The sequence below is a fragment of the Sphingobium sp. DN12 genome, assembly GCF_051058005.1.
Taxonomy (GTDB): Bacteria; Pseudomonadota; Alphaproteobacteria; order Sphingomonadales; family Sphingomonadaceae; genus Sphingobium; species Sphingobium yanoikuyae.
On sequence record NZ_CP173717.1, the window covers coordinates 1,918,649 to 1,945,353 of the forward strand.

25 protein-coding genes are annotated in these 26,705 nt (G+C 66.1%); 13 read left to right on the forward strand and 12 right to left on the reverse strand.

The genetic code is table 11. The features are described from left to right. The first annotated feature begins 101 nt into the window (after nucleotides 1-101). Complete coding sequence (locus ACI6S0_RS09015) at nucleotides 102-1,820, forward strand: ATP-binding protein (RefSeq protein WP_434405585.1); 1,719 nt, start codon at nucleotides 102-104, stop codon at nucleotides 1,818-1,820. A 164-nt stretch (nucleotides 1,821-1,984) separates the two neighbouring features. Here ACI6S0_RS09015 and ACI6S0_RS09020 read toward each other — a convergent pair whose 3' ends face one another. The 3 genes from ACI6S0_RS09020 to ACI6S0_RS09030 form a co-directional block, all read right to left on the reverse strand. Next, nucleotides 1,985-3,157 (reverse strand): NAD(P)/FAD-dependent oxidoreductase, encoded by a 1,173-nt coding sequence (locus ACI6S0_RS09020; protein WP_434405586.1) that lies wholly within the window; start codon nucleotides 3,155-3,157, stop codon nucleotides 1,985-1,987. After that, a complete protein-coding gene (locus ACI6S0_RS09025; RefSeq protein WP_434405587.1) occupies nucleotides 3,157-3,612 on the reverse strand; it encodes a YaiI/YqxD family protein in 456 nt (151 codons plus the stop codon). Before ACI6S0_RS09025 ends, ACI6S0_RS09020 begins: the two co-directional genes overlap by 1 nt. A gap of 98 nt (nucleotides 3,613-3,710) precedes the next feature. After that, nucleotides 3,711-4,697 (reverse strand): aldo/keto reductase, encoded by a 987-nt coding sequence (locus tag ACI6S0_RS09030; protein ID WP_434405588.1) that lies wholly within the window; start codon nucleotides 4,695-4,697, stop codon nucleotides 3,711-3,713. Nucleotides 4,698-4,796: 99 nt separating this feature from the next. Here ACI6S0_RS09030 and ACI6S0_RS09035 point away from each other — a divergent pair, with 99 nt between their 5' ends. The 11 genes from ACI6S0_RS09035 (at nucleotide 4,797) to ACI6S0_RS09085 (ending at nucleotide 14,735) form a co-directional block, all read left to right on the forward strand. Then, nucleotides 4,797-5,693 (forward strand): LysR family transcriptional regulator, encoded by an 897-nt coding sequence (locus ACI6S0_RS09035; protein WP_434405589.1) that lies wholly within the window; start codon nucleotides 4,797-4,799, stop codon nucleotides 5,691-5,693. 51 nt (nucleotides 5,694-5,744) lie between these two features. Beyond that, nucleotides 5,745-6,167 (forward strand): iron-sulfur cluster assembly scaffold protein, encoded by a 423-nt coding sequence (locus ACI6S0_RS09040; protein WP_303761165.1) that lies wholly within the window; start codon nucleotides 5,745-5,747, stop codon nucleotides 6,165-6,167. Next, nucleotides 6,167-7,969 (forward strand): cation:proton antiporter domain-containing protein, encoded by a 1,803-nt coding sequence (locus tag ACI6S0_RS09045; RefSeq protein ID WP_004212381.1) that lies wholly within the window; start codon nucleotides 6,167-6,169, stop codon nucleotides 7,967-7,969. Before ACI6S0_RS09040 ends, ACI6S0_RS09045 begins: the two co-directional genes overlap by 1 nt. Next, nucleotides 7,966-8,295: a DUF423 domain-containing protein gene (locus ACI6S0_RS09050; RefSeq protein ID WP_004212379.1), complete on the forward strand. Its 330-nt coding sequence runs from the start codon at nucleotides 7,966-7,968 to the stop codon at nucleotides 8,293-8,295. Before ACI6S0_RS09045 ends, ACI6S0_RS09050 begins: the two co-directional genes overlap by 4 nt. A 44-nt stretch (nucleotides 8,296-8,339) precedes the next feature. After that, nucleotides 8,340-8,807 (forward strand): Fur family transcriptional regulator, encoded by a 468-nt coding sequence (locus ACI6S0_RS09055; protein WP_017499240.1) that lies wholly within the window; start codon nucleotides 8,340-8,342, stop codon nucleotides 8,805-8,807. 10 nt (nucleotides 8,808-8,817) lie between these two features. Next, a complete protein-coding gene (gene pnuC / locus ACI6S0_RS09060; protein ID WP_434405590.1) occupies nucleotides 8,818-9,387 on the forward strand; it encodes a nicotinamide riboside transporter PnuC in 570 nt (189 codons plus the stop codon). Next, nucleotides 9,384-10,406: an AAA family ATPase gene (locus ACI6S0_RS09065; protein WP_434405591.1), complete on the forward strand. Its 1,023-nt coding sequence runs from the start codon at nucleotides 9,384-9,386 to the stop codon at nucleotides 10,404-10,406. The genes pnuC and ACI6S0_RS09065 overlap by 4 nt, the downstream gene beginning before the upstream one ends. A 10-nt stretch (nucleotides 10,407-10,416) precedes the next feature. Continuing rightward, nucleotides 10,417-12,336: a 1-deoxy-D-xylulose-5-phosphate synthase gene (dxs, locus tag ACI6S0_RS09070; protein WP_434405592.1), complete on the forward strand. Its 1,920-nt coding sequence runs from the start codon at nucleotides 10,417-10,419 to the stop codon at nucleotides 12,334-12,336. A gap of 72 nt (nucleotides 12,337-12,408) precedes the next feature. Further along, a complete protein-coding gene (locus ACI6S0_RS09075) occupies nucleotides 12,409-13,896 on the forward strand; it encodes a DUF4403 family protein (protein WP_434405593.1) in 1,488 nt (495 codons plus the stop codon). 64 nt (nucleotides 13,897-13,960) lie between these two features. After that, nucleotides 13,961-14,416: an SRPBCC family protein gene (locus ACI6S0_RS09080; protein WP_010339045.1), complete on the forward strand. Its 456-nt coding sequence runs from the start codon at nucleotides 13,961-13,963 to the stop codon at nucleotides 14,414-14,416. Continuing rightward, nucleotides 14,403-14,735 (forward strand): ArsR/SmtB family transcription factor, encoded by a 333-nt coding sequence (locus ACI6S0_RS09085; protein ID WP_434405594.1) that lies wholly within the window; start codon nucleotides 14,403-14,405, stop codon nucleotides 14,733-14,735. The genes ACI6S0_RS09080 and ACI6S0_RS09085 overlap by 14 nt, the downstream gene beginning before the upstream one ends. Before the next feature lies 1 nt (nucleotide 14,736). Here the strand turns inward: ACI6S0_RS09085 and ACI6S0_RS09090 are convergent, their stop codons facing one another. The 8 genes from ACI6S0_RS09090 to gpmA all read right to left on the reverse strand — a co-directional run bounded on the left by ACI6S0_RS09090 (nucleotide 14,737) and on the right by gpmA (nucleotide 22,814). After that, on the reverse strand, nucleotides 14,737-15,171 hold the full coding sequence (locus ACI6S0_RS09090; RefSeq protein WP_004212371.1) for a DUF3035 domain-containing protein: 435 nt from the start codon (nucleotides 15,169-15,171) through the stop codon (nucleotides 14,737-14,739). After that, a complete protein-coding gene (lspA, locus tag ACI6S0_RS09095) occupies nucleotides 15,171-15,683 on the reverse strand; it encodes a signal peptidase II (protein WP_004212370.1) in 513 nt (170 codons plus the stop codon). Before lspA ends, ACI6S0_RS09090 begins: the two co-directional genes overlap by 1 nt. After that, the gene (ileS, locus tag ACI6S0_RS09100; protein ID WP_434405595.1) at nucleotides 15,680-18,619 is read right to left on the reverse strand and encodes an isoleucine--tRNA ligase; all 2,940 of its coding nucleotides are present in this window, start codon (nucleotides 18,617-18,619) and stop codon (nucleotides 15,680-15,682) included. The genes lspA and ileS overlap by 4 nt, the downstream gene beginning before the upstream one ends. A gap of 146 nt (nucleotides 18,620-18,765) precedes the next feature. Further along, the gene (locus ACI6S0_RS09105; RefSeq protein ID WP_434405596.1) at nucleotides 18,766-19,692 is read right to left on the reverse strand and encodes a bifunctional riboflavin kinase/FAD synthetase; all 927 of its coding nucleotides are present in this window, start codon (nucleotides 19,690-19,692) and stop codon (nucleotides 18,766-18,768) included. 137 nt (nucleotides 19,693-19,829) lie between these two features. Further along, nucleotides 19,830-20,324, reverse strand: a complete 495-nt coding sequence (locus ACI6S0_RS09110; protein ID WP_434405597.1) for a dihydrofolate reductase — start codon at nucleotides 20,322-20,324, stop codon at nucleotides 19,830-19,832. A gap of 127 nt (nucleotides 20,325-20,451) precedes the next feature. Continuing rightward, entirely contained in the window at nucleotides 20,452-21,522 is a 1,071-nt protein-coding gene (locus tag ACI6S0_RS09115) for a 5-(carboxyamino)imidazole ribonucleotide synthase (protein WP_434405598.1), read from the reverse strand. A gap of 8 nt (nucleotides 21,523-21,530) precedes the next feature. After that, nucleotides 21,531-22,019, reverse strand: coding sequence for a 5-(carboxyamino)imidazole ribonucleotide mutase (purE, locus tag ACI6S0_RS09120; protein WP_026108770.1), 489 nt, complete (start codon nucleotides 22,017-22,019; stop codon nucleotides 21,531-21,533). A 108-nt stretch (nucleotides 22,020-22,127) separates the two neighbouring features. After that, nucleotides 22,128-22,814 (reverse strand): 2,3-diphosphoglycerate-dependent phosphoglycerate mutase, encoded by a 687-nt coding sequence (gpmA, locus tag ACI6S0_RS09125; RefSeq protein WP_434405599.1) that lies wholly within the window; start codon nucleotides 22,812-22,814, stop codon nucleotides 22,128-22,130. Between the two features lie 154 nt (nucleotides 22,815-22,968). Between gpmA and sppA the strand changes: the two genes are divergently transcribed. Further along, nucleotides 22,969-24,852: a signal peptide peptidase SppA gene (sppA, locus tag ACI6S0_RS09130; protein ID WP_434405600.1), complete on the forward strand. Its 1,884-nt coding sequence runs from the start codon at nucleotides 22,969-22,971 to the stop codon at nucleotides 24,850-24,852. 10 nt (nucleotides 24,853-24,862) lie between these two features. Here sppA and mutL read toward each other — a convergent pair whose 3' ends face one another. Beyond that, on the reverse strand, nucleotides 24,863-26,677 hold the full coding sequence (gene mutL / locus ACI6S0_RS09135) for a DNA mismatch repair endonuclease MutL (RefSeq protein WP_097382923.1): 1,815 nt from the start codon (nucleotides 26,675-26,677) through the stop codon (nucleotides 24,863-24,865). Nucleotides 26,678-26,705: the final 28 nt, after the last annotated feature.

Consider the following 26,705-nt stretch of genomic DNA (forward strand, 5'->3'; position numbering starts at 1 on the left):
ATGTAATCATGCCTAGTCTTAACCTACTGACAAATCTCCATTTCCCCTGCCCATCCGATCGATGATATAGTGCGATTCCCTTCCACTTCAGAGGTCACACGATGAATGGAGCATTTGGCCGGGAAGACCATTCGACGCAGAAGGCGCTGGCGGCCCGCTGGACCATAGCCGCCGAGGCCATGGAGGCTCTGGCCGGCGCGCGCTCCCTGGATGCAGTTGTCAGCGTCCTGCGCGCCTTTGCCCGCCGCGCCGTCGGCGCAGACGGTATCGCGATCGTCCTGCGCGAAGGCGAAAAATGCTATTATATCGCGGAAGATGCCAAGGCGCCTTTATGGGCCGGGCAACGCTTTCCGGCCGAAACCTGCGTGTCCGGTTGGGCGATGATGAACCAGGAAACCGCGGTGATCGCCGATATATTCGACGATGTCCGGGTGCCGGTGGACGCCTATAGTCAGACCTTCGTCCGCAGCATGATCATGGTGCCGATCGGCCGGGTCGATCCGATCGCCGCCGTGGGCGCCTATTGGTCCGAGCCGGCCATGCCGACCGACAACGAGATTTCGCTGCTCGAAGCGTTGGCACGGGCGGCGTCCACCGCACTCGAAAATGGCCGGCTCTTCGGCGCGCTCGAGTCCCTGAACGATCATCTGGACCAGCGCGTGCGCGAGCGTACGAGCGAACTGGAAAGCGCGCAGGACAAGCTGCGGCAAATCCAGAAGATGGACGTGCTGGGCCAGTTGACCGGGCATGTCGCGCACGACTTCAACAATCTGCTGACGCCGATCATCGGCGGGCTGGACCAGATCATCGCCGGCGGCCGATCCGCCGAAGCGGTCGCCCGCACCGCCAATATCGCGATGCAGGCGGCGGAAACCGCGCAGACGCTGGTCAAGCGGCTGCTGGCCTTTGGCCGTCGCCAACCGTTGCAACCAACATCGGTCAATCTTTCCGAGACGCTGGAGAATATGCAGACCTTGCTGGTCAGCACGGTCGGCCCGCAGATCATTCTCCATGTCGACGCCGCGCCGGATGTGCCGCCGGTGCGCGCTGATCGACATCAACTGGAACTGGCCATCCTCAACCTGGTGGTCAACGCGCGCGACGCCATGCCGAACGGCGGGCAGGTCATCATTTCCGCCGAACGGTGCAAGAGCCGCCTCCCCGTGCCGCTGATCCCCGGCCAATTCGTCTGCCTGCGCATCACCGACACCGGCATCGGCATGACCCCAGCGGTCAAGGCGTCCGCAACCGAGCCCTTCTTCACGACCAAGCCGGTCGGCCATGGCACCGGCCTTGGCCTATCGATGGCCCATGGTCTGGCCGGCCAGTTGGGCGGCGCGCTGGAAATCGTCAGCGAAGTGGGCCAGGGCACGGAAATCCAGCTCTGGCTGCCGATCGAGAAGCAGAAGCCGGTAGCCGTAGTGGCGGATGGCGATGGCGGCGAGATCGCAGCAACGCAAGGCAAGGTGCTGCTGATCGACGATAATGCCCTGGTCCGCCATGGCACGCGGGAAATGCTGACCGACCTTGGCTATGACGTGGTCGACATCGACAATGCCGAACTGGGGCTCAGCATGATCGCCGCCGATTTCCGGCCCGACATCGTCGTCACCGACCATATCATGCCCGGCATGACCGGCGCCGAACTGGCGCTGCGACTGCGCGTCGACCATCCCGAGATCGCGTTGCTCATCATATCCGGCTATGAAGGCGTCGACCTGATCGCACCGGATATTCCGCGGCTTTCCAAGCCCTTCCGCCGCCAGCATCTTCAGGCCAGCATCGCAGCCGCGCAGGCCCAGACCGTGGGGCGCGCCTAGGGGCGATCGACATTCAGATGATGACGTGACGAAAATGGTGGTTTTCCGTGCCCCTTGAAACGAGTCACGTGCCTCGTTTCAACGCAGCGTACTCAAAGTATGTGAGCACCGGAAGCGCGGAAGGCCGCCATTTGCAGGCCGCCAGGGCTGAATGTCGATTGCCCCTAGAGCGCCTGCCCGGCCGCCCAACCGCTCGCCCAGGCCCATTGGAAATTATAGCCGCCCAGCCAGCCAGTGACGTCGACCGCCTCGCCAATGGCGTAGAGGCCCGGCACCTTGGCGGCTTCCATCGTCCGCGATGAAAGGCCGGCGGTGGCGATGCCGCCGACCGTGACCTCCGCCTTGGCATAGCCTTCGGTGCCGGACGGTATGAAGGACCAGCCCGCCAGCCGCTCGCCAATCTGGCGCAGGGTCTTGTCGGGCAGATTGCCAAGGTCGCCCTGCGCCCCGATCCGTTCGAGCAGGGCATCGGCCATGCGCTCGGGGAAGCGCTCGACCAGCACGCGCCGCAGGCCAGTGCGCGGACGATTGCGCTTCTCGGCCAGCAACCAGTCAACATCGAGATCGGGCAGGAAATTGACGTGGATCGGCGTGCGATGTTCCCAATAGGAGGAAATCTGCAGCATCGCCGGACCGGACAGGCCGCGATGGGTGAACAGCGCCGCCTCGCGAAACCGGGTCTTGTTCCAGCGCACCTCCACTTCGGCCGATACGCCCGACAGCGACTGGAACAGCGCGTCGTCCGGCCCCAGGGTGAAGGGCACCAGCGCCGGCCGGGGCTGCACCACCTTGAGATCGAACTGGCGCGCAACCTCATAGGCGAAGCCGGTAGCGCCCAATTTCGGGATGGACGGGCCACCGGTCGCCAGTACCAGCGACGGCGCCGACACGATGCGATCGCCCAATTTGACGCGGAACAGGCCATCACCATGGCTGATATCCGTCACCGGCTGGCCCAGCGCCATGGTCACGCCGCCGGCCGCACATTCCTCTGCCAGCATGGCCACGACCTGCTTCGCCGATCCGTCGCAGAAGAGCTGGCCCAGCGTCTTCTCATGCCAGGCAATGCCATAACGGCCGATCAGGGTAAGGAAATCCTGCGGCGTGTAGCGGCCCAGCGCCGACTTTGCGAAATGGGGATTGGCCGACAGATAGCGATCGGCAGCGGTATGGATGTTGGTGAAATTGCAGCGGCCGCCGCCGGAGATCAGGATCTTCTTGCCCGGCGCATCGGCATGGTCGGCCAGCAGCACCCGGCGGCCGCGCTGGCCGGCGGTCGCGGCGCACATCATGCCGGCGGCGCCGGCGCCCAGGATTATCGCGTCATAATCGCCCATCACCGCCCTCGCTTCATCCGCACGATCGCCTCGTCCAGCGCGGACAGGAAGCGGGATCGATCAGCCTTGGAGAAAGGCGGTGGGCCGCCGACCGGATCGCCGACCGCGCCGGCGCGCAGGTCCGCCATGATCGCCCGCACCGCGATCGCGCTGCCGATCGAGGCGCTGGTGAAGGGCTTGCCATTGGGCGCGATCACCCCGGCCCCGGCCTTGAGGCAACGATCGGCGAGCAGGATGTCGGCGGTGATGCAGAGCGTATCGGCACCGGCGCGTTCGGCGATCCAGTCGTCGGCGGCGTCGAACCCGTCGCTCACCACCACGCGGTCAATCAGTTCATGCGCCGGAATGCGGATCGGGCTGTTGCTGACGATGGTGACCGCAACGCCATGGCGGAAGGCGACCTTGTAGATTTCCTCCTTCACCGGGCAGGCGTCGGCATCGACCAATATGTGCATCGCCGCGCTATCCTTTCGTTCCGGCCGTTCGCGGCGGCGATAGGCGGACAGGGACCAACGTGCAATGGGCCGGGATATTAGCCCCGGCCCATCCGTAATTAGCGCCCGACGATTTCGAGCAGATGCGGCGGGTAGCGCTCGCCCTCGACCGGGATGGCGCCGGCCGCCTCCCGAATACGGGTCAGGTCGGCATCACTCAGTTCGACCTTGGCCGCGCCCAGATTTTCCTCCAGCCGGTGCAGCTTGGTGGTGCCGGGGATCGGCACGATCCACGGCTTCTGCGCCAGCAGCCAGGCGATCGCGATCTGCGCCGGGGTCACCCCCTTCTCGGCCGCGATACCCTTGAGCAGATCGACCAGCGCCAGGTTCTTCTCCCGCGCTTCTGCGGCAAAGCGCGGCAGGCTGTTGCGGAAATCGCCTTCGGCCAGCGCCGTATCCTTGCTGATCGCGCCGGTCAGGAAGCCCTTGCCGAGCGGGCTGTAGGGCACGAAGCCGATGCCCAGTTCCTCGCAGGTTTCAAGGATCCCGTTGGTTTCCGGGCCACGGGTCCAGAGCGAATATTCATTCTGGAGCGCGGCGACCGGCTGCACCGCATGGGCGCGGCGGACCGTCGCAGCCGACGGTTCCGACAGGCCGAAATGCCGGACCTTACCCTCGGCGATCAGATCCTTGACCGTGCCGGCGACATCCTCGATCGGCACGGCCGGATCGACGCGATGCTGATAGAAAAGATCGATCACCTCGACGCCCAGCCGCTTGAGCGAGGCGTCCGCCACCGCGCGGATATTGTCCGGCCGGCTGTTGAGCGCGCCAAGGCCTGCGCCGATGTCGAAGCCGAACTTGGTGGCGATCACCACCTGGTCGCGCACCGGCGCCAGCGCGGCGCCGACCATTTCCTCATTGGTATAGGGGCCATAGACCTCCGCCGTGTCGAAGAAGGTGACACCGAAGTCGACAGCCGCACGGATCAATCTGATCCCTTCATCCTGGCTGACGGCGGTGCCATAGCCGAAGTTGAGGCCCATGCAGCCCAGGCCAATGGCCGAAACCTCCAGCCCGCTCTTGCCCAAAAGTCGCTTTTCCATAGCGGTCACTCCGATTTGATGTCCGAACGGAAGATAGGCTGTCGCCAAGCGGCGGATTAGATCATAAAAGCGGCAAGACTTTATATCTGGAGTTCATGAATGCGGCGCGAAGAGTTGGTCGACCTCAACGCCTTCCTGATGGTCGCCGACACCGGCAATTTCACCCGGGCGGCAGCGCTGCTCGGCACGTCGCAGTCTGCGCTCAGCCATACCATCAGGCGGCTGGAAACGCGCCTGGGGGTCCGCCTGCTCACCCGCACCACCCGCAGCGTCTCCCTGACCGAGGCAGGCGATCGCCTGTCCGCCACGCTGCGCCCGGCGCTCGACAGCATCGCGACCGAACTCGCCTCGCTTGGCGATCTGCGCGAACGGCCGGCCGGCACCATCCGCATCACCGCCGCCGAACATGCCAGCAACACGGTCGTCTGGCCAGCATTGCAACGGCTGTTGCCGCGCTACCCTGACATCCATGTCGAATTGAGCATCGATTCCGGCTTTGTCGATATCGTCAAGGAACGGTTCGACGCCGGCGTGCGGCTGGGCGAGGCGATCGCCAAGGATATGGTGGCCGTACGCATCGGCCCGGACCTGCGCATGATCGTGGTCGGCGCACCCGCCTATTTCGCCAGCCGCCCGGTGCCGCGTACGCCGCAGGATCTGGCCGCGCATGACTGCATCAATCTGCGCCTGCGCAGCGCCGGCGGCCTTTATGCCTGGGAACTGGAAAAGGACGGCCATGAAATCCGGGTGCGGGTGGAGGGACAACTGGCCTTCAACAGCATCGAGATGATCCGCCGCGCCGCCCTCGCCGGCTTCGGCCTCGCCTTCGTAATGGAGGATCAGGTGCGCGCGGATATCGATGAAGGCCGGCTGATCCCGGTGCTGGAGGACTGGAGCCCGCCCTTTGCCGGCTATCATCTCTATTATCCCAGTCGCCGCCAACCGGCCGCTGCGTTCAGCATATTGGTCGACGCGCTACGCTATCGCGGCCCCTAGGCCATTTTGCCGCCTTCTCCCGCGGCGATAACTGTCCTACATGGAGGGACAATGAGCGCATCCCTCTACAATAACGACATTCTTCGCCTCGCCGCGAGCATCCCGCATCACCAGCGGCTGACCGATCCGCAAGCGAGCGTGGAGAAGCGATCGCCGACCTGCGGATCGCGCATCACCGCCGATGTCCGCATGGCCGACGGCAAGCTCGCCGAAATGGGCCTGGACGTGAAGGCCTGCGCCCTGGGCCAGGCCTCCGCCGCGCTGATGGCGGCGCAGGCGATCGGCCTCACTGCTGACGAATTGGCAGAGGCGCGCGACAAGCTGGCCGCCTATCTGTCGGGCGAGAGCGAGGATCTGGATTTCTGGCCCGGTCTTGCCGTGCTGGCGCCGGCCCGCGGCTATCCTGCGCGCCACCCCTCGATCCGGCTCGGTTTCGAGGCGATTGCCGAAGCCGCGCGGATGGCGGACGCCTGATGCCGGTCGCCGAAACCGCCATGTCGGCCACCGACGTCCTCCTCTCCGAAGGCGTGATCCTGCTGGGCGTCGCCGTTGCCTTCGTCCTGCTGTTCCGCCGCTTCGGCCTGGGTGCGGTGCTGGGCTATCTGGTCGCCGGCGCGCTGGTCGGCCCGCAAGGGCTGGGCCTCGTCGGCGGCGCGGAATCGAAGCTGGCGATTGCCGAAATCGGCATCGTCCTGCTGCTTTTCCTTGTCGGCCTCGAACTCCATCCCGCGCGCCTGTGGCGACTGAAGCGCGACATCTTCGCACTTGGCCTGGCGCAGGTCGTGCTGTGCGGCCTCGCCCTCATCGCCATCATCTTCTATTCGACCGGCTTCACCTGGGGCGCGGCGATCGCACTCGGCCTGCCGCTCGCCCTCTCCTCGACCGCGCAGGTGCTGCCGAGCCTCAAATCCAGCGGCCGCATCAACTCGCCCTTTGGCGAGAAGGTCTTCTCGATCCTGCTGTTCCAGGATCTCTCGATCGTCCCGCTGATCACCATCGTCGCCGCCCTCTCCCGCAATCCGGCCGACGCGGGCGGGCCGCCCGGATGGGTGCTGGCCGGCTATACCGTCGCCGCGATCGCCGGGCTGGTGCTGGCCGGTCGCTTCATCCTGCGCCCTTTGCTCAATCTGGTCGGCCGGCAGGGCGAGCGCGAACTGTTCGTTGCAGTCGGCCTGTTCACCGTGCTGGCCGCCGCATCGGTGATGCACAGCCTGCACCTCTCGACCGCGCTTGGCGCCTTCGTCGCCGGCGTAATGCTGGCCGACTCCCCCTATCGGCACGAAATCGAGTCCGATGTCGAACCGTTCCGCTCCATCCTGCTCGGCCTCTTCTTCCTGGCCGTCGGCATGGTGCTGGACCTGCGCGCTGTCGCCGCCAATCCCCTGTTCGTCATCGGCATGGCGGCGATGCTGGTGGCCGCCAAGACCGCGATCATCGCCCTGCTCGCCCGGCTGTTCGGCATGGCCTGGCAACAGGCATTGAGCGCCGGCCTGCTGCTCTCCCAAGGCGGTGAATTCGGCTTTGTCCTCTTTGCCCAGGCGCAGAATGCCTATCTGATCGCGCCGCAGGCGGCGAGCCTGTTCAGTGCGATCGTCACCTTCTCGATGGCGACCACGCCCTTCCTGATGCTGTTTGCCCGCCGCTTCGAATTCGCCCAGCCCAAGGATCGCGACGACCTGCCCGGGCCGGAGGATGCGCCGCGCGGCAGTGCGATCATCGTGGGCTATGGCCGTTTCGGCCAGACCGTGGCGCAGATGCTGATGGGCCATGGCTTCGGCGTCGTGCTGATCGACAAGAAGCCTGCCCAGATCGAGGTGTCGAGCCGCTTCGACATGAAGGTCTATTATGGGGACGGCACGCGGATCGACCTGCTCCGCCGCGCCGGTGCTGATGAAGCCCGGCTGATCGCCTTCTGCATCGACGATCCCTCGCTGGATGGCCGTGTGCTGCAGCCCATTGCCGAGGCCTTCCCCCAGGCCGCGCTGATGGCGCGCGTGTTCGATCGTCGCCAGATCCTGGCGATGCAGGATATCGAACTGGCCGGCGTGGTGCGCGAGGTATTCGAATCGGCCATCTGCATGGGTGTCCAGGCGATGCAGACGCTGGGCGTGCCGCCCGAAGAGGTCGAGGAAGTCGAACGCCAATATCGCGAGAATGACGGCCAGCGCCTCGCCCTGCAGATCGAGCATGGCAATCTGCTGGCGGCCAAGGACCTGATGTACCGCCCCGGCCGGGGCATGCGCCTGCGCGCGCGCGGAGATGGAGAAGAAGCATGATCGCCATTCTGGCCGCCCTGTCGGCAGCGCTTGCCATTGCTGCCGGTGCCTTTGGCGCCCATGGCGCCGCCAGCCCGCAGGCGGCGGAGTGGCTGCGCACCGGCGGCCTCTATCAGCTCATCCATGCCGTCGCCGTCCTGACGATCATGGGCATCACGCGCGGCGGCGCCCTGTTGCTGCTCATCGGCGCGGCGATCTTTGCCGTCAGCCTCTATGCCATGGCGCTGGGCTGCCCGCGCTGGCTGGGCGCGGTGACGCCGATCGGCGGCGCGATGATGATCGGCGGCTGGCTCTGGGCGGCCCTTGCCTATTGGCAGCGCGGCTGAGCCAGCCACTTGCCGCCGCAGTTGGACACGCCTAGATAATCGCCATGGCAGATCATTCGCACCATCATCATCAGGAACCCACCGGCAAGAAGCTGGCCGACGCGGCGCAGGCTACGCTGGAGGCGAAGGATGAGCAGTGGACGCCGATGCGCGCCGCCATCTTCGACGCACTGGCGGCCGAAGAAAAGCCGGCATCGGCCTATGATATCGCCGACACTGTGTCCAAGGCGCGCGGCAAGCGGGTCGCGCCCAACAGCGTCTACCGCATCCTCGACCTGTTCGTGGCGAACAATATCGCGATGCGGGTGGAAAGCGCGAACGCCTATATCGCCAACGCGCATCCCGGCTGCCATCATGACTGCATCTTCCTGGTCTGCGACAGTTGCGGCCAGGTGACGCATATCGACAATGATCCCATCACCGGATCGCTGCGGTCGGTGGCGGAAAAGGCCGGCTTCGCGCCGGTGCGTCCGGTGATCGAGGTGCGCGGCACCTGCAGCGCCTGCCACTGACGGGCGGTTCATGACCATCATCGAATGGGTCGCAGCGGCGCTCGGCCTGGTCAATGTCGTGCTGGTGGCGCGCCGTTCGCTGTGGAACTATCCGTTCGGCATCGCCATGGTCGCGCTCTATTTCTTCGTCTTCTTCGAAGCGAAGCTCTACAGCGACGCGCTGCTGCAGATCTTCTTCCTGGTGATCAACGCCTATGGCTGGTGGAACTGGGTGCATAGCGAGAAGGTCGCCGATGGCGGCATCGCGGTGGTGCGCCTCGGCACGCCGGCCCGTCTCGCCTGGATCGCGGGCACGGCGCTCGCCAGCCTGGCCTGGGGCATGGGCATGGCCCGCTTCACCGATGCCGCCGCGCCCTTCGCCGACGCCATGATTGCCGGCATGAGCGTCGCCGCACAGATATTGCAGTCGCAGCGCAAGGTCGAAAGCTGGGTGCTGTGGGTGGCGGTGGATGCCCTTGCCACCGGCCTGTTCTGGAGCCGCGGCCTGATCGCGACGTCGATCCTCTACGCCCTCTTCTTCTTCATCGCGCTATGGGGCCTGATCGCCTGGCGCCGCACGATGGACCGAGCGCCCGCATGACCCGCGGCTTCCTGCTCGGCAAGTTCATGCCGCCTCATGCGGGCCATCAGATGTTGATCGACAGCGCGCGGGCGATGGTGGACGAACTCACCATCCTCGTCTGCTGGCTGCCGGACGATCCGATCCCCGGTCCGCTGCGGCTGCAATGGATGCGCGAACTGGCGCCGGGATGCCGGGTCATCGGCCATGATGCCGTCGTGCCGCAGGCGCCTGAAGACTCCGCCGACTTCTGGCCGATCTGGCGGGCCATCGTGGCCCAGGCCCACCCCGAGCCGATCGACCTGCTGTTCGCAGGCGAAGCCTATGGGCTGCGGCTGGCGCAGGAAGTCGGCGGGCGCTTCGTGCCGCTGGGTGCCCGGATCCTGGGCGCGGACCAGGACGGACTGGGCGGCCTGTCCGCCAGCGCCGTGCGTGCCGATCCTTGGGGCCAGTGGCGCTGGATCGCGCCGCCGGTCCGCGCGCATTTCACCCGGACGATCCTGCTGCATGGCGTCGAAAGCACCGGCAAGTCGGTGCTGGCCGAACGCCTCGCCCGGCATTTCGACACGATCTGGGTGCCCGAATATGGCCGTGCCCAGGCCGAAGTTCACAGTGTCGATATGGACGAGGCCGACCTGCTGCTGATCGGCGCGGCCCAGTCCGCGACGATCGCCGCCGGCCGGCGGCTGGCGAACCGTCGCCTGTTCGCCGACACCGACGCGCTGATGACGGCGGCCTGGGCCGAGATGATGATCGGCCATGCGCCCGACGCGCTGCTCGCCTACCCGAAGGCCGACCTCTATTTGCTGCTGGAACCCGATGTCGCCTGGATCGACGATGGCACGCGTATCTATGGCGACGATCCGGTGCGGGCGCGATTTGCCGATATCAGCCGGAACGTGCTGATCGACAGCGGCGTTAACTGGGATTCGGTCGGCGGGGATTGGGACAGCCGTTTCACCCGCGCCGTTTCCCTGATTGAAGATTTGGCGTCCCCCTGCATGACGTCAGGGTTCGACTTGGCGCAGGAAAGCGAGTAGGCAGTTCCCCATGTCCAATCCGTCCACGCCGTTGCTCGACACCGTCAAGATCCCCGCCGACCTGCGCAAGCTGCAGCCCGACCAGCTCCGCCAGCTGGCCGATGAACTGCGCGCCGAAACCATCGCCGCCGTCGGCGTGACCGGGGGCCATTTGGGGTCGGGCCTGGGTGTCGTGGAACTGACCACCGCCATCCATTATGTGTTCGATACGCCCAACGACAAGCTGGTCTGGGACGTGGGCCATCAATGCTATCCGCACAAGATATTGACCGGCCGGCGCGATCGCATTCGCACCCTGCGCCAGGGCGGTGGCCTCAGCGGCTTCACCAAGCGCGCCGAATCCGAATATGACCCGTTCGGCGCGGCGCACAGCTCGACCTCGATCAGCGCGGCGCTCGGCTTTGCCGTCGCCAACAAGATGCAGGACAAGCCGGGCAAGGGCATCGCCGTGATCGGCGACGGCGCCATGTCGGCGGGCATGGCCTATGAGGCGATGAACAATGCGCGCGAGGCCGGCAACCGGCTGGTCGTCATCCTCAACGACAATGACATGTCGATCGCGCCTCCCGTCGGTGGACTGTCCGCCTATCTCGCCCGACTGGTGTCGAGCCGCGAGTTTTTGGGCCTGCGCGACATGGCCAAGAAGCTGGCGCGCAAACTGCCCCGCCCGCTGCACAAGGCGGCCAAGAAGACCGACGAGTTCGCGCGCGGCATGGCGACCGGCGGCACCCTGTTCGAGGAACTGGGCTTCTATTATGTCGGCCCGATCGACGGCCATAATCTCGAACATCTGATCCCGGTGCTGGAAAATGTCCGCGATGCGGCCGAAGGACCGTGCCTGATCCATGTCGTGACCCAGAAGGGCAAGGGCTATGGCCCGGCCGAAGCGGCCGCCGACAAATATCATGGCGTGCAGAAGTTCGACGTCATCACCGGCACCCAGGCGAAGGCCCCTCCGGGTCCGCCCAGTTACACCAATGTATTCGCCCAGGCGCTGATCGCCGAAGCGCAGCGCGATCCACGCGTGTGCGCGATCACCGCCGCCATGCCGTCGGGTACGGGCCTCGACAAGTTCGAGCTGGCCTTCCCTGACCGGACCTTCGACGTCGGCATCGCCGAACAGCATGCCGTGACCTTCGCCGCCGGCCTCGCGGCGCAGGGGATGCGGCCTTTCTGCGCCATCTATTCGACCTTCCTGCAGCGCGCCTATGACCAGGTGGTGCATGATGTCGCCATCCAGAACCTGCCCGTGCGCTTCGCCATCGACCGCGCCGGTCTGGTCGGTGCCGACGGCTCCACCCATGCCGGCAGCTTCGACGTCACCTATCTCGCCAGCCTGCCCAATTTCGTCGTGATGGCGGCCGCCGACGAGGCGGAGCTGACGCACATGGTCCATACCTGCGCCATGCATGACAGCGGGCCGATCGCCGTGCGCTATCCGCGCGGCAACGGCACCGGCGTCGCCATGCCCGAGGTTCCCGAAGCGCTGGAGATCGGCAAGGGCCGCGTCGTGCGCGAAGGGCGCCAGGTCGCGATCCTGTCGCTCGGCACCCGGCTGGAGGAAGCGATGAAGGCCGCCGACACGCTGGAGGCCAAGGGCCTGTCCGCCTCCGTAGTCGATCTGCGATTCGCCAAGCCGCTGGACGAGGCGCTGATCCGCCGGATGCTGACCACCCATGAGGTTGCGGTGACGATCGAGGAAGGCTCGATCGGCGGTCTGGGCGCCCATGTCCTCACCCTGGCGAGCGACCTTGGCCTGACCGACAATGGCCTCAAGATCCGCACCATGCGCCTGCCCGACATCTTCCAGGACCAGGACAAGCCCGAACAGCAATATGCCGACGCGCGGCTGGATGCCGATGCGATCGTCGACACGGTGCTGACGGCGCTGCGCCACAACAGCGCCGGCGTGGAGGAAGCGCGGGCCTGAAGGTCCGCGCTGGACCTCCTCCCCCAACTGCCCTAGCCTGCCTTCCGCTGGACCATGTTCGGGAGAAGGCGGTTGGGCAGTGTATTGCCGGGTCGACATCATCGCTGGCTGCTGCTCCTGCCGCTGCTCGCCGCCTGTTCACAGAAACAGGCGGTAGAGCCGCCGCCGCGCGCCAATGATCCCGTGCCGGCGACCAGCGCATCCTCCATCATCAGCGTCCCGGTGGAGATCGACCGCGCCCTGATTGCCCAGGCGATCGAGCGGGCCATGCCGCGCCAGCTCTGGCGGATCGACCGGCCAGGCACGCGCTGCGTCCAGCCCAGGCGGGTCAAATTGCTCGGTAAGCAGATCAGGGTGACGCCGCCGATCGACTGCCACATCATCGGCGCGGTCACGCGCGGGCCGATCCGCCTGCGCGGCGCGGGGCGCGACCTGATCGCGGACATCCCGATCCATCCGCAGGTCAGCGCGCGCGACATCGCAGGATTGCTGAAGGGCGAGACCGCCACCGGCGACGCCATGGCCCATGCCCGGATTCAGCTGTCGCTCGACACCCAGTGGCGCCCCCATGGCACGCTGAAACTCAGCTATGACTGGACCCAGACGCCCGGCATCGACTTCCTCGGCCAACGCATCACCTTCGCCGACAAGGTGGATCGCAAGATCGCGCCGGTCATCCGCGACCTCGAACGGCAATTGCCGCGCGAACTGGCCAAGGTCAACCTGCGCAGCAAGATCGAGCGGCTGTGGCGCGCGGCCTTCACCAGCCTCTCGCTCAACGACCATGATCCGCCGGTATGGATGCGCGTCACGCCCCAACGCTTCCTGTTCGACGGCTATGGCAACAGCGGCACCCAATTGCGCTTCCGGCTGGGGATCGAGGCGCTGACCGAAACCGTGGTCGGCGACCGTCCGGTCGATCCGCAGCCAACCGGACTGCCACCGCCCGCGCGTGCGCCGATCAATGACGCGCTGCATTTCTTCCTGCCGGTGCGGGCCGATTATGCGCAGCTGGAGCCGGTGATCCTGCGCGCCCTGCACAAGCGCGCCGCACGGCCGTTCGATTTGCCAAAGCTAGGCCCTATCGTCGCGCGCTTCGACAAGCTGACCGCCTATGGCACGACGGGCAACCGCATCGCCGTGGGCGTCACGCTCGCGGCGCGTCCGGCGGACAGCAAGCTCGGCGATACCCATGGCACCGTCTGGCTGACCGCCCGCCCGGTCAACCAGCCCAATTCGGCACTGGTCCATTTCGAGGATCTGCAGGTGACCGGCACCAGCGACGGGATCGGCGGCGACATCCTGATCACGCTGGCCGGCAGCCCGGCCTTTTCCAGCGTCATCGCCGACGCCCTCAGCCAGAATTTCACCCATGATCTGGAGGAGTTGAAGGGCAAGATCCGGCGCGCCATCGGCGAACGAAAAACCCCGCATTTCCGCATCCGCACCAATTTGGACAGCACGGAAATCGGCCAGATCAGCGCCCATGGCCAGGGCCTGTATCTGCCGGTGCGCGCGACCGGCCGGGCCTCGATCCGCTACGCCGGCGGGCCGTTATAGAGCAACCATATAGTTGCATATCCCCGCCTTGAGGCGCATATAGGCAATCAGGAGGTTGCCTATCATGACCGACAGCATCATCAAGACGATCGACATCGCCGCACCGGTAGAGCGGGTATGGGACGCCCTGACCGACCATGCGCAATTCGGCACCTGGTTCCGCGTCGCGCTCGACCAGCCCTTCGCCATCGGCCAGCCCTCGACCGGGCATATGACCTATCCGGGCTATGAGGCGTATCGCTGGCAGGCGCGGGTCGTGGCGATCGAGCCGATGACCCGTTTTGCCTATGAATGGCCCGCGACCGGCGGCGACAAGGCACTGATGGAGAGCGGCGTGCCGGTGCCCGAATGGACGCTGGTGGAGTTTGTGCTGGAGCCGATCGACGGCGGCACGCGCCTGACCGTCACCGAAAGCGGGTTCGATGCGGTGCCCGAACCGCGCCGGACCAATGTCATGCGCGACAATGACGGCGGCTGGGCGGAACAGGTGAAGAATATCCGCGACCATGTCACCGGCTGAGATTTTCGCCGCACTGGGCGATCCCACGCGCCTGGGGCTCATCGCGCGGCTGGGCGACGGCAATGGCCGATCGATCGTGCAACTTGGCGAAGGCCTGCCGATCAGCCGTCAGGCGGTAGCCAAGCATCTGGAGGTGCTGTACGGCGCCGGGCTGGTGCGCAGGCGCAAGCAGGGGCGGGAAGTGCATTTCGCGCTGCGCCGGGAAGCGGTTGCGGCGGCGCAGGACTGGCTCGGCCGGGTCGGCGCGCAATGGGATGGCACGCTCGCCCGGCTCAAGGCCTTTGCGGAAGGGGACGATCAGACGCCCCCTTCCCCCTAGATTATTGCTGCGGCGGGGTCGTCTGCGTGCCGGTGGCGGCGCGGGCGTCCTGGCCGTCGCCTTCGGGCGCAGCGATGATGTCGCGGGTGGTGGCGCCCTTGTCGACCACTTCGGTACCCGGATCACCTGCCTGCGAGCGGATGCCGGCGGCGGCCGTGCCACGGCCGGCCGAGTTCAGCGCCGCGCTTTCCGATGCGCTGCGCGGGGCCGGACCGCCGAACAGCGCTTCCTGCGCGGCGCGGCTCGAATCGACCGTGGCAGCAGCCGGGGTGCCCGGCGCGGGCGGAACCAGCGCGAAATCGGGCGGCACGACCAGCGGCGCCTGGCGCGTCACAGCGAACTCGTCGGGACGGCCACGGTTGAGCAGGCCGTTACCACCGCCGCCGCACGCCGACAGGGTTGCAACAAGGCCGGCGGCGAGGATCAGTTTACGCATTACTTCAGGGTCTCCGTCTTTGCGCCCTTCTCGCGCAGCAGCAGCGCCCGCGCAAGCAGGATCAGCACGCCGAACGTGATGGCCGCGTCGGCCAGGTTGAAAATCAGGAAGGGGCGCCATTCGCCGAAATGCAGGTCGGCATAGTCGACGACATAGCCCAGCCGCATCCGGTCGACGATATTGCCGATCGCGCCACCCAGCACCAGGCCGAGCGCCGCGACGTCCGACCGCGCCTTTTCGCGCCACATCCACACCCCCACGAAGCCGGCGATCAACATGGTCATGCCGACCAGCATCCAGCGCATCGTGTCGTTGTCGGCATGGAAGAAGCCCATCGACACGCCGCGATTTTCCAGCCAGCGCAGGCGGAAGAAGGGCAGTATCTCGATCCCCGCATCCGCCCGGCTCTGCAGCGCGAGCGGATAGGTGACGGTATATTTGACCAGTTGGTCGAGCGCGAGGGTGACGATCGCGACCGTCAGCCCCAGCGGGCGATGGTTGATGGCACTCATGCCTTCAACACCTCATCACAGCGATTGCACAGCGTGCCATCTTCCTCGACCTCGGGCAGCAGGCGCCAGCAGCGGCCGCACTTGTGCCACTCGCTGGGCTTGACGATGATGCCGTCGCCCACGCCCATCTCGATCCGGGCGACGATGGCGATTTCGGCGAAGTTCACACCGTCGCTGGGCAGCATTTCGCCCATGGTGACATCGGCCTCCAGACTGGAGCGGATCACCTTTTCGCGGCGGAAGGGCTCGATCGCCTCGTTGACCTGCTCGCGCTGGTCGCGCAGCTCCGCCCACTTGTCGTTCAGATGGGTGTTGATCCAGCGATGGTCGACCTCGGGCCATTCCAGGAAATGGACGCTATCCTCGTCACTTGGGAAGCGGCTCTGCCATACTTCCTCAGCGGTGAAGGGGATGATCGGCGCGACATAGCGGACCAGCGCGTGGAACAGCGTATCGAGCAAGGTGCGATAGGCGCGACGCTTGGGATCCGACTTCGCATCGCAATAGAGGCAGTCCTTGCGGATATCGAAGAAGAAGGCCGACAGGTCGCTGTTCGCGAAGTCGAAGATCGCGCGGGTATAACGGCTGAATTCCAGCCAGTTCTCGCTCTTCGCCGCCTTGTCGACTACCGCGCGCAGTTCCGCGTCGAGCTGGGCCAGGCGATGGAGCATGTAGCGCTCCAGCTCCGGCATCTCGGCGTAGGACACCGCCTCGCTCTCATCATAGTCGGACAGGGCGCCCAGCATGTAGCGGAAGGTGTTGCGCAGCTTGCGATAGGCGTCGGACGAACCGGCCAGCACTTCCTTGCCGATGCGGACGTCATCGAAATAGTCGGTACTCGCCACCCAGACGCGCAGGATGTCGGCGCCGCTTTCGGCCATGATCTTGAGCGGATCGACGACATTGCCAAGGCTCTTGGACATTTTCTTGCCCGATCCGTCGAGCGCGAAGCCATGGGTCAGCACCGCCTTATAGGGGGCCTGGCCACGGGTGCCGCAGCTTTCGAGCAGCGAGGACTGGAACCAGCCGCGATGCTGGTCCGACCCTTCGATATAGAGGTCGGCGCGGGTGCCCTCGCCATAGCGGCCCTCGACCACGAAGCTGTGGGTCGAGCCGCTGTCGAACCAGACGTCGAGAATGTCGTTCACGACCTCATAGTCATTGAGGTCATAATCGGGGCCGAGCAGCGCCTGATGATCGGCGCCGAACCAGGCATCCGCACCGGCGCCCTTGAACGCGTCGATGATGCGAGCATTGACTGCCGGATCAACAAGATAGTCGCCAGTCTTGCGATGAACATAGAGCGCGATCGGCACGCCCCAGGCGCGCTGGCGGCTGATCACCCAGTCGGGGCGACCTTCCACCATCGAGCGGATGCGGTTGGTCGAGCGCTCGGGCACCCAGCGCGTATGCTCGATCGCGTCGAGCGCGATCTCGCGCAGGGTCGGGCCGTTGCCGGTGACGATCGGGGTCGGCATCACGCCGCCATCGACATCGGCCACCACGCCTTCCTGCGGCTTGTCCATCGGGATGAACCATTGCGGGGTGCAGCGGAAGATGATCTTCGCCTTGGAGCGCCAGCTGTGCGGATAGCTGTGCTTGAAATCGTCCGACGCGGCGAGCAGCGCGCCCGCTTCGCGCAGGTCCGAACAGATCGGGCCATCCTTGCCGACGAACTTGGGGTTGATGACCGACCCCTGCCCGCCCAGCCACAGCCAGTCGGCGCGATATTTGCCGTCGCCCTCGACCGCGAAGACGGGGTTCAGGCCGTTCGCCTTGCACAGCGCAAAGTCGTCCTCGCCATGGTCGGGCGCCATATGGACGAGGCCGGTACCCGCATCGGTCGTGACGAAATCGCCCGCAAGGAACGGACGCGGCTTGGTGAAGAAGCCCCCGAGGGCGTGCATCGGGTGACGGGCGACAGCGCCGGCGAGTTGGGAGCCTTTGCCGGTCCATTTTTTTTGGAACACCGGATAAAGCTCGGCTTTCCTGCCAATGGATAGTTCGCCGCTGATTTTCCGCTTGAACTCGTCAAGCAAATCCAGAGCGACTACAAACTTCCGGCCACGCCACTCATTCGATGTTACGATCAGAGCATCGCCATCCAACGCTGGATCGCCCCCAGCCTGACCAATGCTGAGCACTTCGGCCAACACATACTCAACCTCCGGCCCATAGGCCAAAGCCTGGTTGACCGGGATCGTCCAGGGCGTCGTCGTCCAGATCACCGCATGGGCGCCGACCAGTTCGGGCGCGTTCGGCGCTTCGACGATCTCGAACGCCACGTCGATCTGGGTCGAGGTGATGTCCTCATATTCCACTTCCGCTTCGGCCAGCGCGGTCTTTTCGACCGGGGACCACATGACGGGCTTGGCGCCGCGATAGAGTTGGCCGCTTTCCGCGAATTTCAGCAGTTCGCCGACGATCGTCGCCTCGGCGTCGAACTTCATGGTCAGATAGGGATCGGCCCAGTCGCCCATCACGCCCAGGCGCTTGAACTGCTCCTTCTGCACGTCCACCCATTTGTCGGCATAGGCGCGACACTGGGCGCGGAACTCGGACGCGGGCACCTCGTCCTTGTTCAGCTTCTTCTTGCGATATTCCTCCTCGATCTTCCATTCGATCGGCAGGCCGTGGCAGTCCCAGCCGGGGACATAGGGCGCATCCTTGCCGAGCAGCGACTGGCTGCGGACGATGATGTCCTTCAGCACCTTGTTCATCGCATGGCCCATATGGATGTCGCCATTGGCGTAGGGCGGGCCGTCATGCAGGATGAAGCGTTCGCGGCCGGCGCGCTTCTCACGCAGCTTGCCGTACAGGTCCATCGCCGCCCAGCGCGCGGCAATCGCCGGTTCCTTCTGCGCGAGGCCGGCCTTCATCGGAAAGTCGGTGACGGGAAGGAAGACGGTGCTTTTATAATCGGGCTGGTCGGTCATATGGGGTCCGGCAAATTAAGCAAATCCGTTCGTCCTGAGTAGCCATTGAGCGAAGTCGAAATGGCGTATCGAAGGCTGAATGCTTCGATACGGGTCTTCGACAGGCTCAGCCCCTACTCAGCACGAACGGGTGAGGTCAGGGGGCATTAAGCGAGGTAAGGCGTTCCCGCAAGGATTTGCCGTGCGTCGTCGCAGTCACGTGCGATCTGCGCGATCAGCGGGTCGAGGCCGTCATATTTCGCCTCCGGCCGGAGATAGTGGATCAGTTGCACTTCTATGCTCTGGTCATAGAGGCTTTCGGCGAAATCGAAGAAATGCGGTTCCAGCAGCAGCTTGGGCGGATCGAAGGTCGGGCGGATGCCAAGATTTGCGGCGCCGTCCAGCACCCGGCCATCGGCCAACAGCCCGCGCACGGCATAAATGCCAAAGGCCGGGCGCAGATAGGGGCCAAGGTCGATATTGGCGGTCGGGAAGCCGATGGTTCGACCCAGCTTGTCGCCATGCTGGACCATGCCCTGGATCGTGAAGGGGCGGGTCAGCAGGCGGGTGGCAGTGGCGCAATCGCCCGCCTGCAATGCGGCGCGGATGCGGCTGGAGCTGATAACTCCCTCCGCGTCCATGACCGGTGCGACCGCTTCTGCCGGCAGGCCCAGTTCGGCAAAGCTGGCGATGGTGCCACTGCGGCCCTTGCCAAAGGTGAAATCCTCGCCGGTGACGACGGCGGCAACGCCCAGCTCTTCCATCAGCAACCGGACATAGCCGGCCGGGTCGAGCGCGGCGAGTTCGCGGGTGAAGTCGAACACCAGCATCGCGTCGGCCCCGGCGGCCGCGAACAGCGCCTGGCGCTGGTCCAGCGTGGTCAGGCGGAAGGGTGGTGTATCGGGCTGGAACAGACGCATGGGATGCGGATCGAAGGTGGCGACGATCGCCGGCCGCCCCTCCGCCCGCGCACGCGCGATCGCGCGGCCGACCACCGCCTGATGGCCGGCATGAAAGCCGTCGAAATTGCCAAGCGCCATGACGCCGCCGCGCAGATGCGCAGGGATCGGGGCATTGCTGGTAAGCCGCTCCATGGCCGGGGCTATAGGGTGACACACAGGGCGTGGCAATTGGCGATCACGTCCACACATCCCTGTCGTCATTGCGAGCGTCGCGAAGCAATCCACCGGCGCCCATGGATTGCTTCGCTGCGCTCGCAATGACGGAAGATTTACGGGCGACGGCCGAACGTCACGAAGCTGTAGGCCGGGCGCCCGTCCAGCGCGGGATGATCCGCGCGCGCCGTTTCGCGCCAGTCCGCAGGATCGGGATAGGCAATATGGGTGTCACCTTCGGCGTCGACATGCACCTCGGTCAGTTCGATCCGGTCGGCATGGTCGAGGAACAGGCGATAGATTTCCGCGCCGCCGATCACCATCAGCACCGGCGCATCGGCCAGCGCGATCGCGGCATCGACATCATGGGCGACCTCCGCCCCCTCGCCCATCCATTCCGGATCGCGGGTCAGCACGATATGGCGACGGCCGGGCAACAGGCCGGGCAGGCTGTCGAACGTCTTGCGCCCCATCAGCATCGGATGGCCAGCGGTCAGCGCCTTGAAATGTTTGAGGTCAGCCGGCAACCGCCAGGGCAGGTCGCCATCCCGGCCGATCACGCCATTGTCGGCGCGGGCCAGGATCAGGACGATGTCGGGCTGCTCGCTCATGATCGCGCTTCCTCCGCCAAAAAATCTCGTCATTCCCGCGCAGGCGGGAATCCATCACCGAACCAAGGCAATGGGGCGAACCCGCGAGATGGATCCCCGCCTTCGCGGGGATGACGAGGTAAATAGATTAAAGCGACAACCGCGTCACATGCCCCATCTTGCGGCCCGGACGCGCCTCATGCTTGCCATAGAGGTGGAGATGATTTTCCGGATCGGACAGGATCGCCAGCCATTCCGCAGCATCGTCGCCGATCAGGTTGCGCATCTCGACCTGCCGGGCGGCTAGGCCCGTATCGCCGAGCGGCAGGCCACAGATCGCGCGGACATGGTTCTCGAACTGGCTGGTGAGCGCACCCTCAGTCGTCCAGTGGCCGCTATTATGGACGCGCGGCGCCATTTCGTTGAACACCGGGCCGTCGGCGCTGGCGAAGAATTCCAGCGTCAGCACGCCGACATAGTCGAGCGCATCGGCGACCTGCTTGGCGAGCGCACGGGCGGCGGGCAACTGCCCCTCGATCAGCGATCCGGCCGGCACGGTCGAGGTGGCGAGGATGCCGTCGACATGGACGTTGGCGGCTGAATCCCAGAAGCGCATCGCGCCGTCGGCGCCACGCACCAGGATCACCGAATATTCCTGATCGAAGGTCACGAAGCCTTCGAGGATCGCAGGCTGGCGGCCGATCGCATTCCAGGCGCCGACCGCGTCGCCCGGCTCGTTGATCCGGGCCTGGCCCTTGCCGTCATAGCCCATGCGGTTGGTCTTGAGGATGGCGCGGCTGCCGATCGTCTCGATCGCGGTTTCCAGGTCGTCCAGGCTGTCGACCGGCGCGAACGGCGCGGTCAGGCCGCCCAGATCGGCGACGAAGCGCTTTTCGGCCAGACGATCCTGCGCGATGCGCAGCGCCCCGGCGCCGGGGCGGACCAGCCCATGGCTTGCGAGCACCTCGACCGCCGACGGATCGATATTCTCGAACTCATAGGTGACGACGTCGACGCCCTCGGCAAAGGCGGCGAGCGCGGCGGCATCCTCATAGGCGCCCTGGGTCCAGCTCGGCGAGACATCGGCGGCGGGACCGCTTTCCTCGGGCGCGTAGATATGGGTGCGATAGCCAAGCTGGGCCGCGGCCATGGCGATCATCCGGCCGAGTTGGCCGCCGCCAAGGATGCCGATGGTGGCGCCGGGGGCAATGGTCGTCATGATCGGGATCAGTCCTCGACGGTTTCGGCGACGGCGTCGGTCTGGCGTGCGCGCCAGGCGTCCAGCCGCTCAGCCAGCGCATCGTCATGGGTCGCCAGGATCGACGCGGCGAGCAGGCCGGCGTTGATCGCGCCGGGCTTGCCGATCGCCAGCGTGCCGACCGGGATGCCGCCGGGCATCTGGACGATGGACAGCAGCGAATCCATGCCTTTCAATGCCTTGGACTCCACCGGCACGCCCAGCACCGGCAGGCGGGTCATCGATGCGGCCATGCCCGGCAGATGGGCGGCCCCGCCGGCACCGGCGATGATGACCTTGAGGCCGCGGCCAGCGGCGCTGGTGGCATAATCATAGAGGCGCTGCGGGGTGCGATGGGCGGACACGACCTTGCACTCATGGGCGACGCCCAGCGCTTCCAGCGTCTCGGCGGCATGACGCATCGTCTCCCAGTCGGAGCGCGAGCCCATGATGATGCCGACTTCCACTGCCCCGCTCATAAATCGCTTCCCCTGATGGGGCGGCCCACCGGCCTGCCCGGAAAGCAAAGCCCCTTAGCGGCCGGGCCGCCAGGGGGCAATGTGGTTTTCCGTATCGGCCGGGCCGAATTACCGTTCCGACAGATAATAGCGATCGGTCGCGGTCAGATCGTCGGCCAGCTCATAGACGATCGGCTGGCCGGTCGGGATTTCCAGCTCGGTAATCTCGTCATCGGGAATGTTCGACAGATGCTTGACCAGCGCGCGCAGCGAATTGCCATGGGCGGAGATCAGCACCCGCTTGCCGGCGCGCAGCTCGGGGGCGATGCGGCCTTCCCAATAGGGCAGCACGCGGGCGATCGTGTCCTTCAGGCTCTCGGTCGAGGGGATGGCGATACCGTCATAGCGGCGGTCATTCGACAGGTCGAACTCGCTGCCCGCTTCCAGCACCGGCGGCGGAATGTCGAAGCTGCGGCGCCAGATCTTGACCTGATCGTCGCCATGCTTGGCCGCGGTCTCGGCCTTGTTGAGGCCGGTGAGGCCGCCATAATGGCGCTCATTGAGGCGCCAGTCCTTCTCGACCGGCAGCCACAGCCGGGTCATTTCCTCCAGCGCCAGGTTCAGCGTCTTGATCGCGCGGGTCTGGAGCGAGGTGAAGCACTGGTCGAAATCCAGCCCCTTTTCCTTCATCAGCCGGCCAGCGGCGCGCGCCTCTTCCGCGCCCTTTTCGGTCACGTCGACATCCCACCAGCCGGTGAAGCGGTTTTCCAGGTTCCAGGTCGACTGACCATGGCGGATGAGGACGAGCGTGGGCATCGGGCGTGTCTCCTGCACGATAGGGGCGAAAGATGCGCCTGCCATAGCGGGCAAAATTATGGGCGCAAGCTTGTCGCGGGTCAGGACAAGCCCACATTGCAGTCAAACCGGCGATGCGATAGCTCGGGACGACCAACGGAAAAGGAACGGCGATTTGGCATTTGTGAAGGGCGCGTGGCGCATCCTGGTCGCGATCAAGGACGGACTGGTGCTCCTGTTCCTCCTGCTCTTCTTCGGGCTGCTCTATGCCGCCCTGTCCTTCTCGCCCAAGCCGGCCAAGCCGATCGGCAGCGGCGCGCTGCTGCTGGACCTTGACGGCAGCATCGTCGAACAGCCGGCCGAGGTCGGCGCCACCGCCATCCTGTCGGGCTCGGGCGATCAGGCGAAGGAATATCGCCTGTCCGACATATTGACCGCGCTCGACGCCGCCCGCACCGACGACAAGGTGAAGGCGGTCGTGCTCGACCTCGACGATTTCACCGGCGGCGGCCAGGTCGCCATCGCCCGCGTCGGCAAGGCGCTGGATGCGGTGCGCGCCGCCAAGAAGCCGGTCTTCGCCTTTGCCACCCTCTATAGCGACGACAGCTACCAGCTCGCCGCCCATGCCAGCGAAGCCTGGGTCGACCCGATGGGCGGCGTCGCCATCGCCGGGCGCGGCGGCTCCGGCCTCTATTATAAGGGGCTGATCGACAAGCTGGGCGTCAACACCCATGTCTATCGCGTCGGCACCTACAAGAGCTTCGTCGAACCCTATATCCGCGCCGACCAGTCGCCCGCGGCCAAGCAGGCCAATCAGGAACTGGCCGGCGCACTGTGGCAGAACTGGCAGGACGACGTGACCAAGGCGCGGCCCAAGGCCAAGGTTGCGGCCTATGCCGCCGACCCGGCCGCCGCCGCCAGCGCCGCCGGCGGTGACATGGCCAAGGCTGCGCTGACCGCCGGGCTGGTCGACCATCTGGGCGATCAGGAAGCCTTTGAAGAGCACGTCGCCAAGGTCGCAGGCGATCCGTCCGACAAGGATGAGACCGATTATGCCGCGATCGACTATGCCGCCTATGTGAAGGCCAGGAAGCCCGCCAATGACGGGCAGATCGGCGTGCTGACCGTGGCCGGCGACATTGTCGATGGCGAGGCCGGCCCCGGCACGGCGGCGGGCGACACGATTTCCGACCTGCTGCTGAAGGCACTGGACGAGAAGGACTTGAAGGCCCTGGTCGTCCGCGTCGATTCGCCGGGCGGATCGGTGCAGGCGTCGGAGAAGATCCGCCGTGCCATCATGGAGGCCAAGTCCGGCGGCCTGCCGATCGTCGTGTCGATGGGCAATGTCGCGGCAAGCGGCGGCTATTGGGTCTCGACCCCGGCCGACATCGTCTTTGCCGAGCCCGACACCATCACCGGATCGATCGGCGTGTTCGGCATCATCCCGAGCTTCGAGGGCACGCTGGCCAAGATGGGCATCACCACCGACGGCGTGCGCACCACGCCTTTGTCGGGCCAGCCCGACATCGCCGGCGGCACTACCCCGCAATTCGACCAGATCATGCAAATGGGGGTCGAGGATATCTATCGCCGGTTCGTCGGCCTGGTTGCGCAGGCGCGGCACAAGACGCCGGCGCAGATCGACACCATCGCCCAAGGCCGCGTCTGGGATGGCGGCACCGCCCGCCAGATCGGCCTCATTGACCGGTTCGGCGACCTCAACGACGCGATTGCCGAAGCGGCGCGCCGCGCCAAAATCGATCCGGCCAAGGCCAAGCCCTACTGGATCGAGAAGCAGCCGGACAAGTTCGCCGAGTTCATCCAGTCGATCGCCGACCGCGAGAAGGACGATGCCGGCGCCCCGCGCGACCTGATCGGCCGCGAGGCGAAGCTGCAGCAGCGCTGGGCGCTGCAGGCCGTCGCCGATGTGCGCGGACTGGTCAGCGGCGCGGGCGTGCGCGCCGACTGCCTGGAATGCCGCGGCTATGGCGCGCCCAGGCCCGCAAGCCAGGCGGATGCGCGCGGATGGCTGGCGTTACTAGGGGCAGCCTGGCACTGACGCCAGGCCGTCACTTCCGCCCGAACAATTTCTCGATATCGCCATGGCCGAGCTTCACCCAGGTGGGCCGGCCATGGTTGCATTGGCCCGAGCGCGGGGTCACTTCCATTTCGCGCAGCAGCGCGTTCATTTCCGCGACGCTCAGGATACGGCCGGCGCGGACCGAGCCATGGCAAGCCATGGTCGCGGCGACCAGATCGAGCCGCTCCTTGAGCGACAAAGCGCTGTCATAGGCGGCAAGATCATCGGCAAGGTCGGAGACCAGCCCCTGCACATCGCCCTGGCCCAGCATCGCCGGGGTCGCGCGCACCAGCATGGCCGAAGGACCGAAGCGCTCCAGTTCCAGGCCGAATTCCTTGAGTTCGGCGACCCGCGCCTCCAGCCGGTCGCAGGCCGGCTCGTCCAGTTCCACCACCTCGGGCAGCAGCAGCGCCTGCGACGCCACGCCCTGCCCCTCCATCGCCCGGCGCATCCGTTCCAGCGTCAGCCGCTCATGCGCGGCATGCTGGTCGACGATGACCAGCCCATCCTCGGCCTCGGCGACGATATAGGTGCGCGCGACCTGACCGCGCGCGACGCCCAGCGGAAAGCTGTGCCCTTCGGGGGTCGGCGCGGCGGCGGGTTCGGCCCGCGCCTGAGGCGGCGGGGTCAGGAAACTCGGCCGCCGATCCCCGACGCCCTGATAGCCGGCGGGCGAGGATGGCGCGAACTGGCTGTAGCTGGGCGGCGCATAGGGCGTGGCCGCTGCCTCGAAGATCGGCATGGCACCGATCGGCGTAGGCGACAGTGGTTCGGGCCGCCAGGCGTTGAGCGCGGCTGGATCGGCATGCTGGACCGCACGGAAGCCCTCTGCATCGAGCGCGCGGCGCAGGCCCGAAACGATCATGCCGCGAATCAGCGCCGGGTCGCGGAAACGCACCTCGGTCTTGGCGGGATGGACATTGACGTCCACCTCCAGCGGCGGGACGTCGAGGAACAGGGCGACCACCGGATGGCGATCGCGCGCCAGCATGTCGGCATAGGCACCGCGCAGCGCGCCGATCAGCAGTCGGTCGCGGACCGGGCGGCCATTGACGAACAGATATTGGTGATCGCCCACGCCGCGATTGTAGGTCGGCAGCGAGGCGACGCCGGAAAGTTGCACCCCGTCCCGCTCCAGGCTGACGATCACATGATTGTCAGCCAGCTGCCGGTCGGTGAGCGCGGCGACCCGCTCTTCCCGTGCCTCGCCCGCCTGCACGCCCAGCACGCGGCGGCCATCATGCTCGACCGAGAAGGCGACCGACGGATGGGCCATGGCGAGGCGACGCATGACGTCGAGGCAGGCGGCATATTCCGACTTGGCCGAACGCAGGAATTTGCGCCGCGCAGGCACCCTGGCGAAGAGCTGGTCGACGGTGACGCGGGTGCCGGGCGGCAGTGCGGCCGGCCCTTCGGCCACCAGCACGCCATTGTCGACGGTGCGGTTCCAGCCATCGGCGCCACGCGGCCGGCTGTCGATCGATAGGCGCGCGACCGAGGCGATCGAGGGCAGCGCCTCGCCCCGGAAACCGAGCGTCGCGACATTCTCGATCGCGTCGTCGGGCATCTTGGAGGTGGCGTGGCGCTCCAGCGCCAGGGCCATGTCCTGCGAATCCATGCCACAGCCGTCATCGCTGACCTCGATCCGGTCGAGCCCGCCGCTCGACAGGCGCACGGCGATGCGCGTCGCGCCGGCATCCAGCGCGTTTTCGACGATTTCCTTGAGCGCGCTGGCGGGTCTTTCGACCACTTCGCCTGCGGCAATGCGATTGACCAGATGTTCGGGCAGACGGCGTATTGACATTGATTAGTGACTAGCCCAAGCGAGCGCT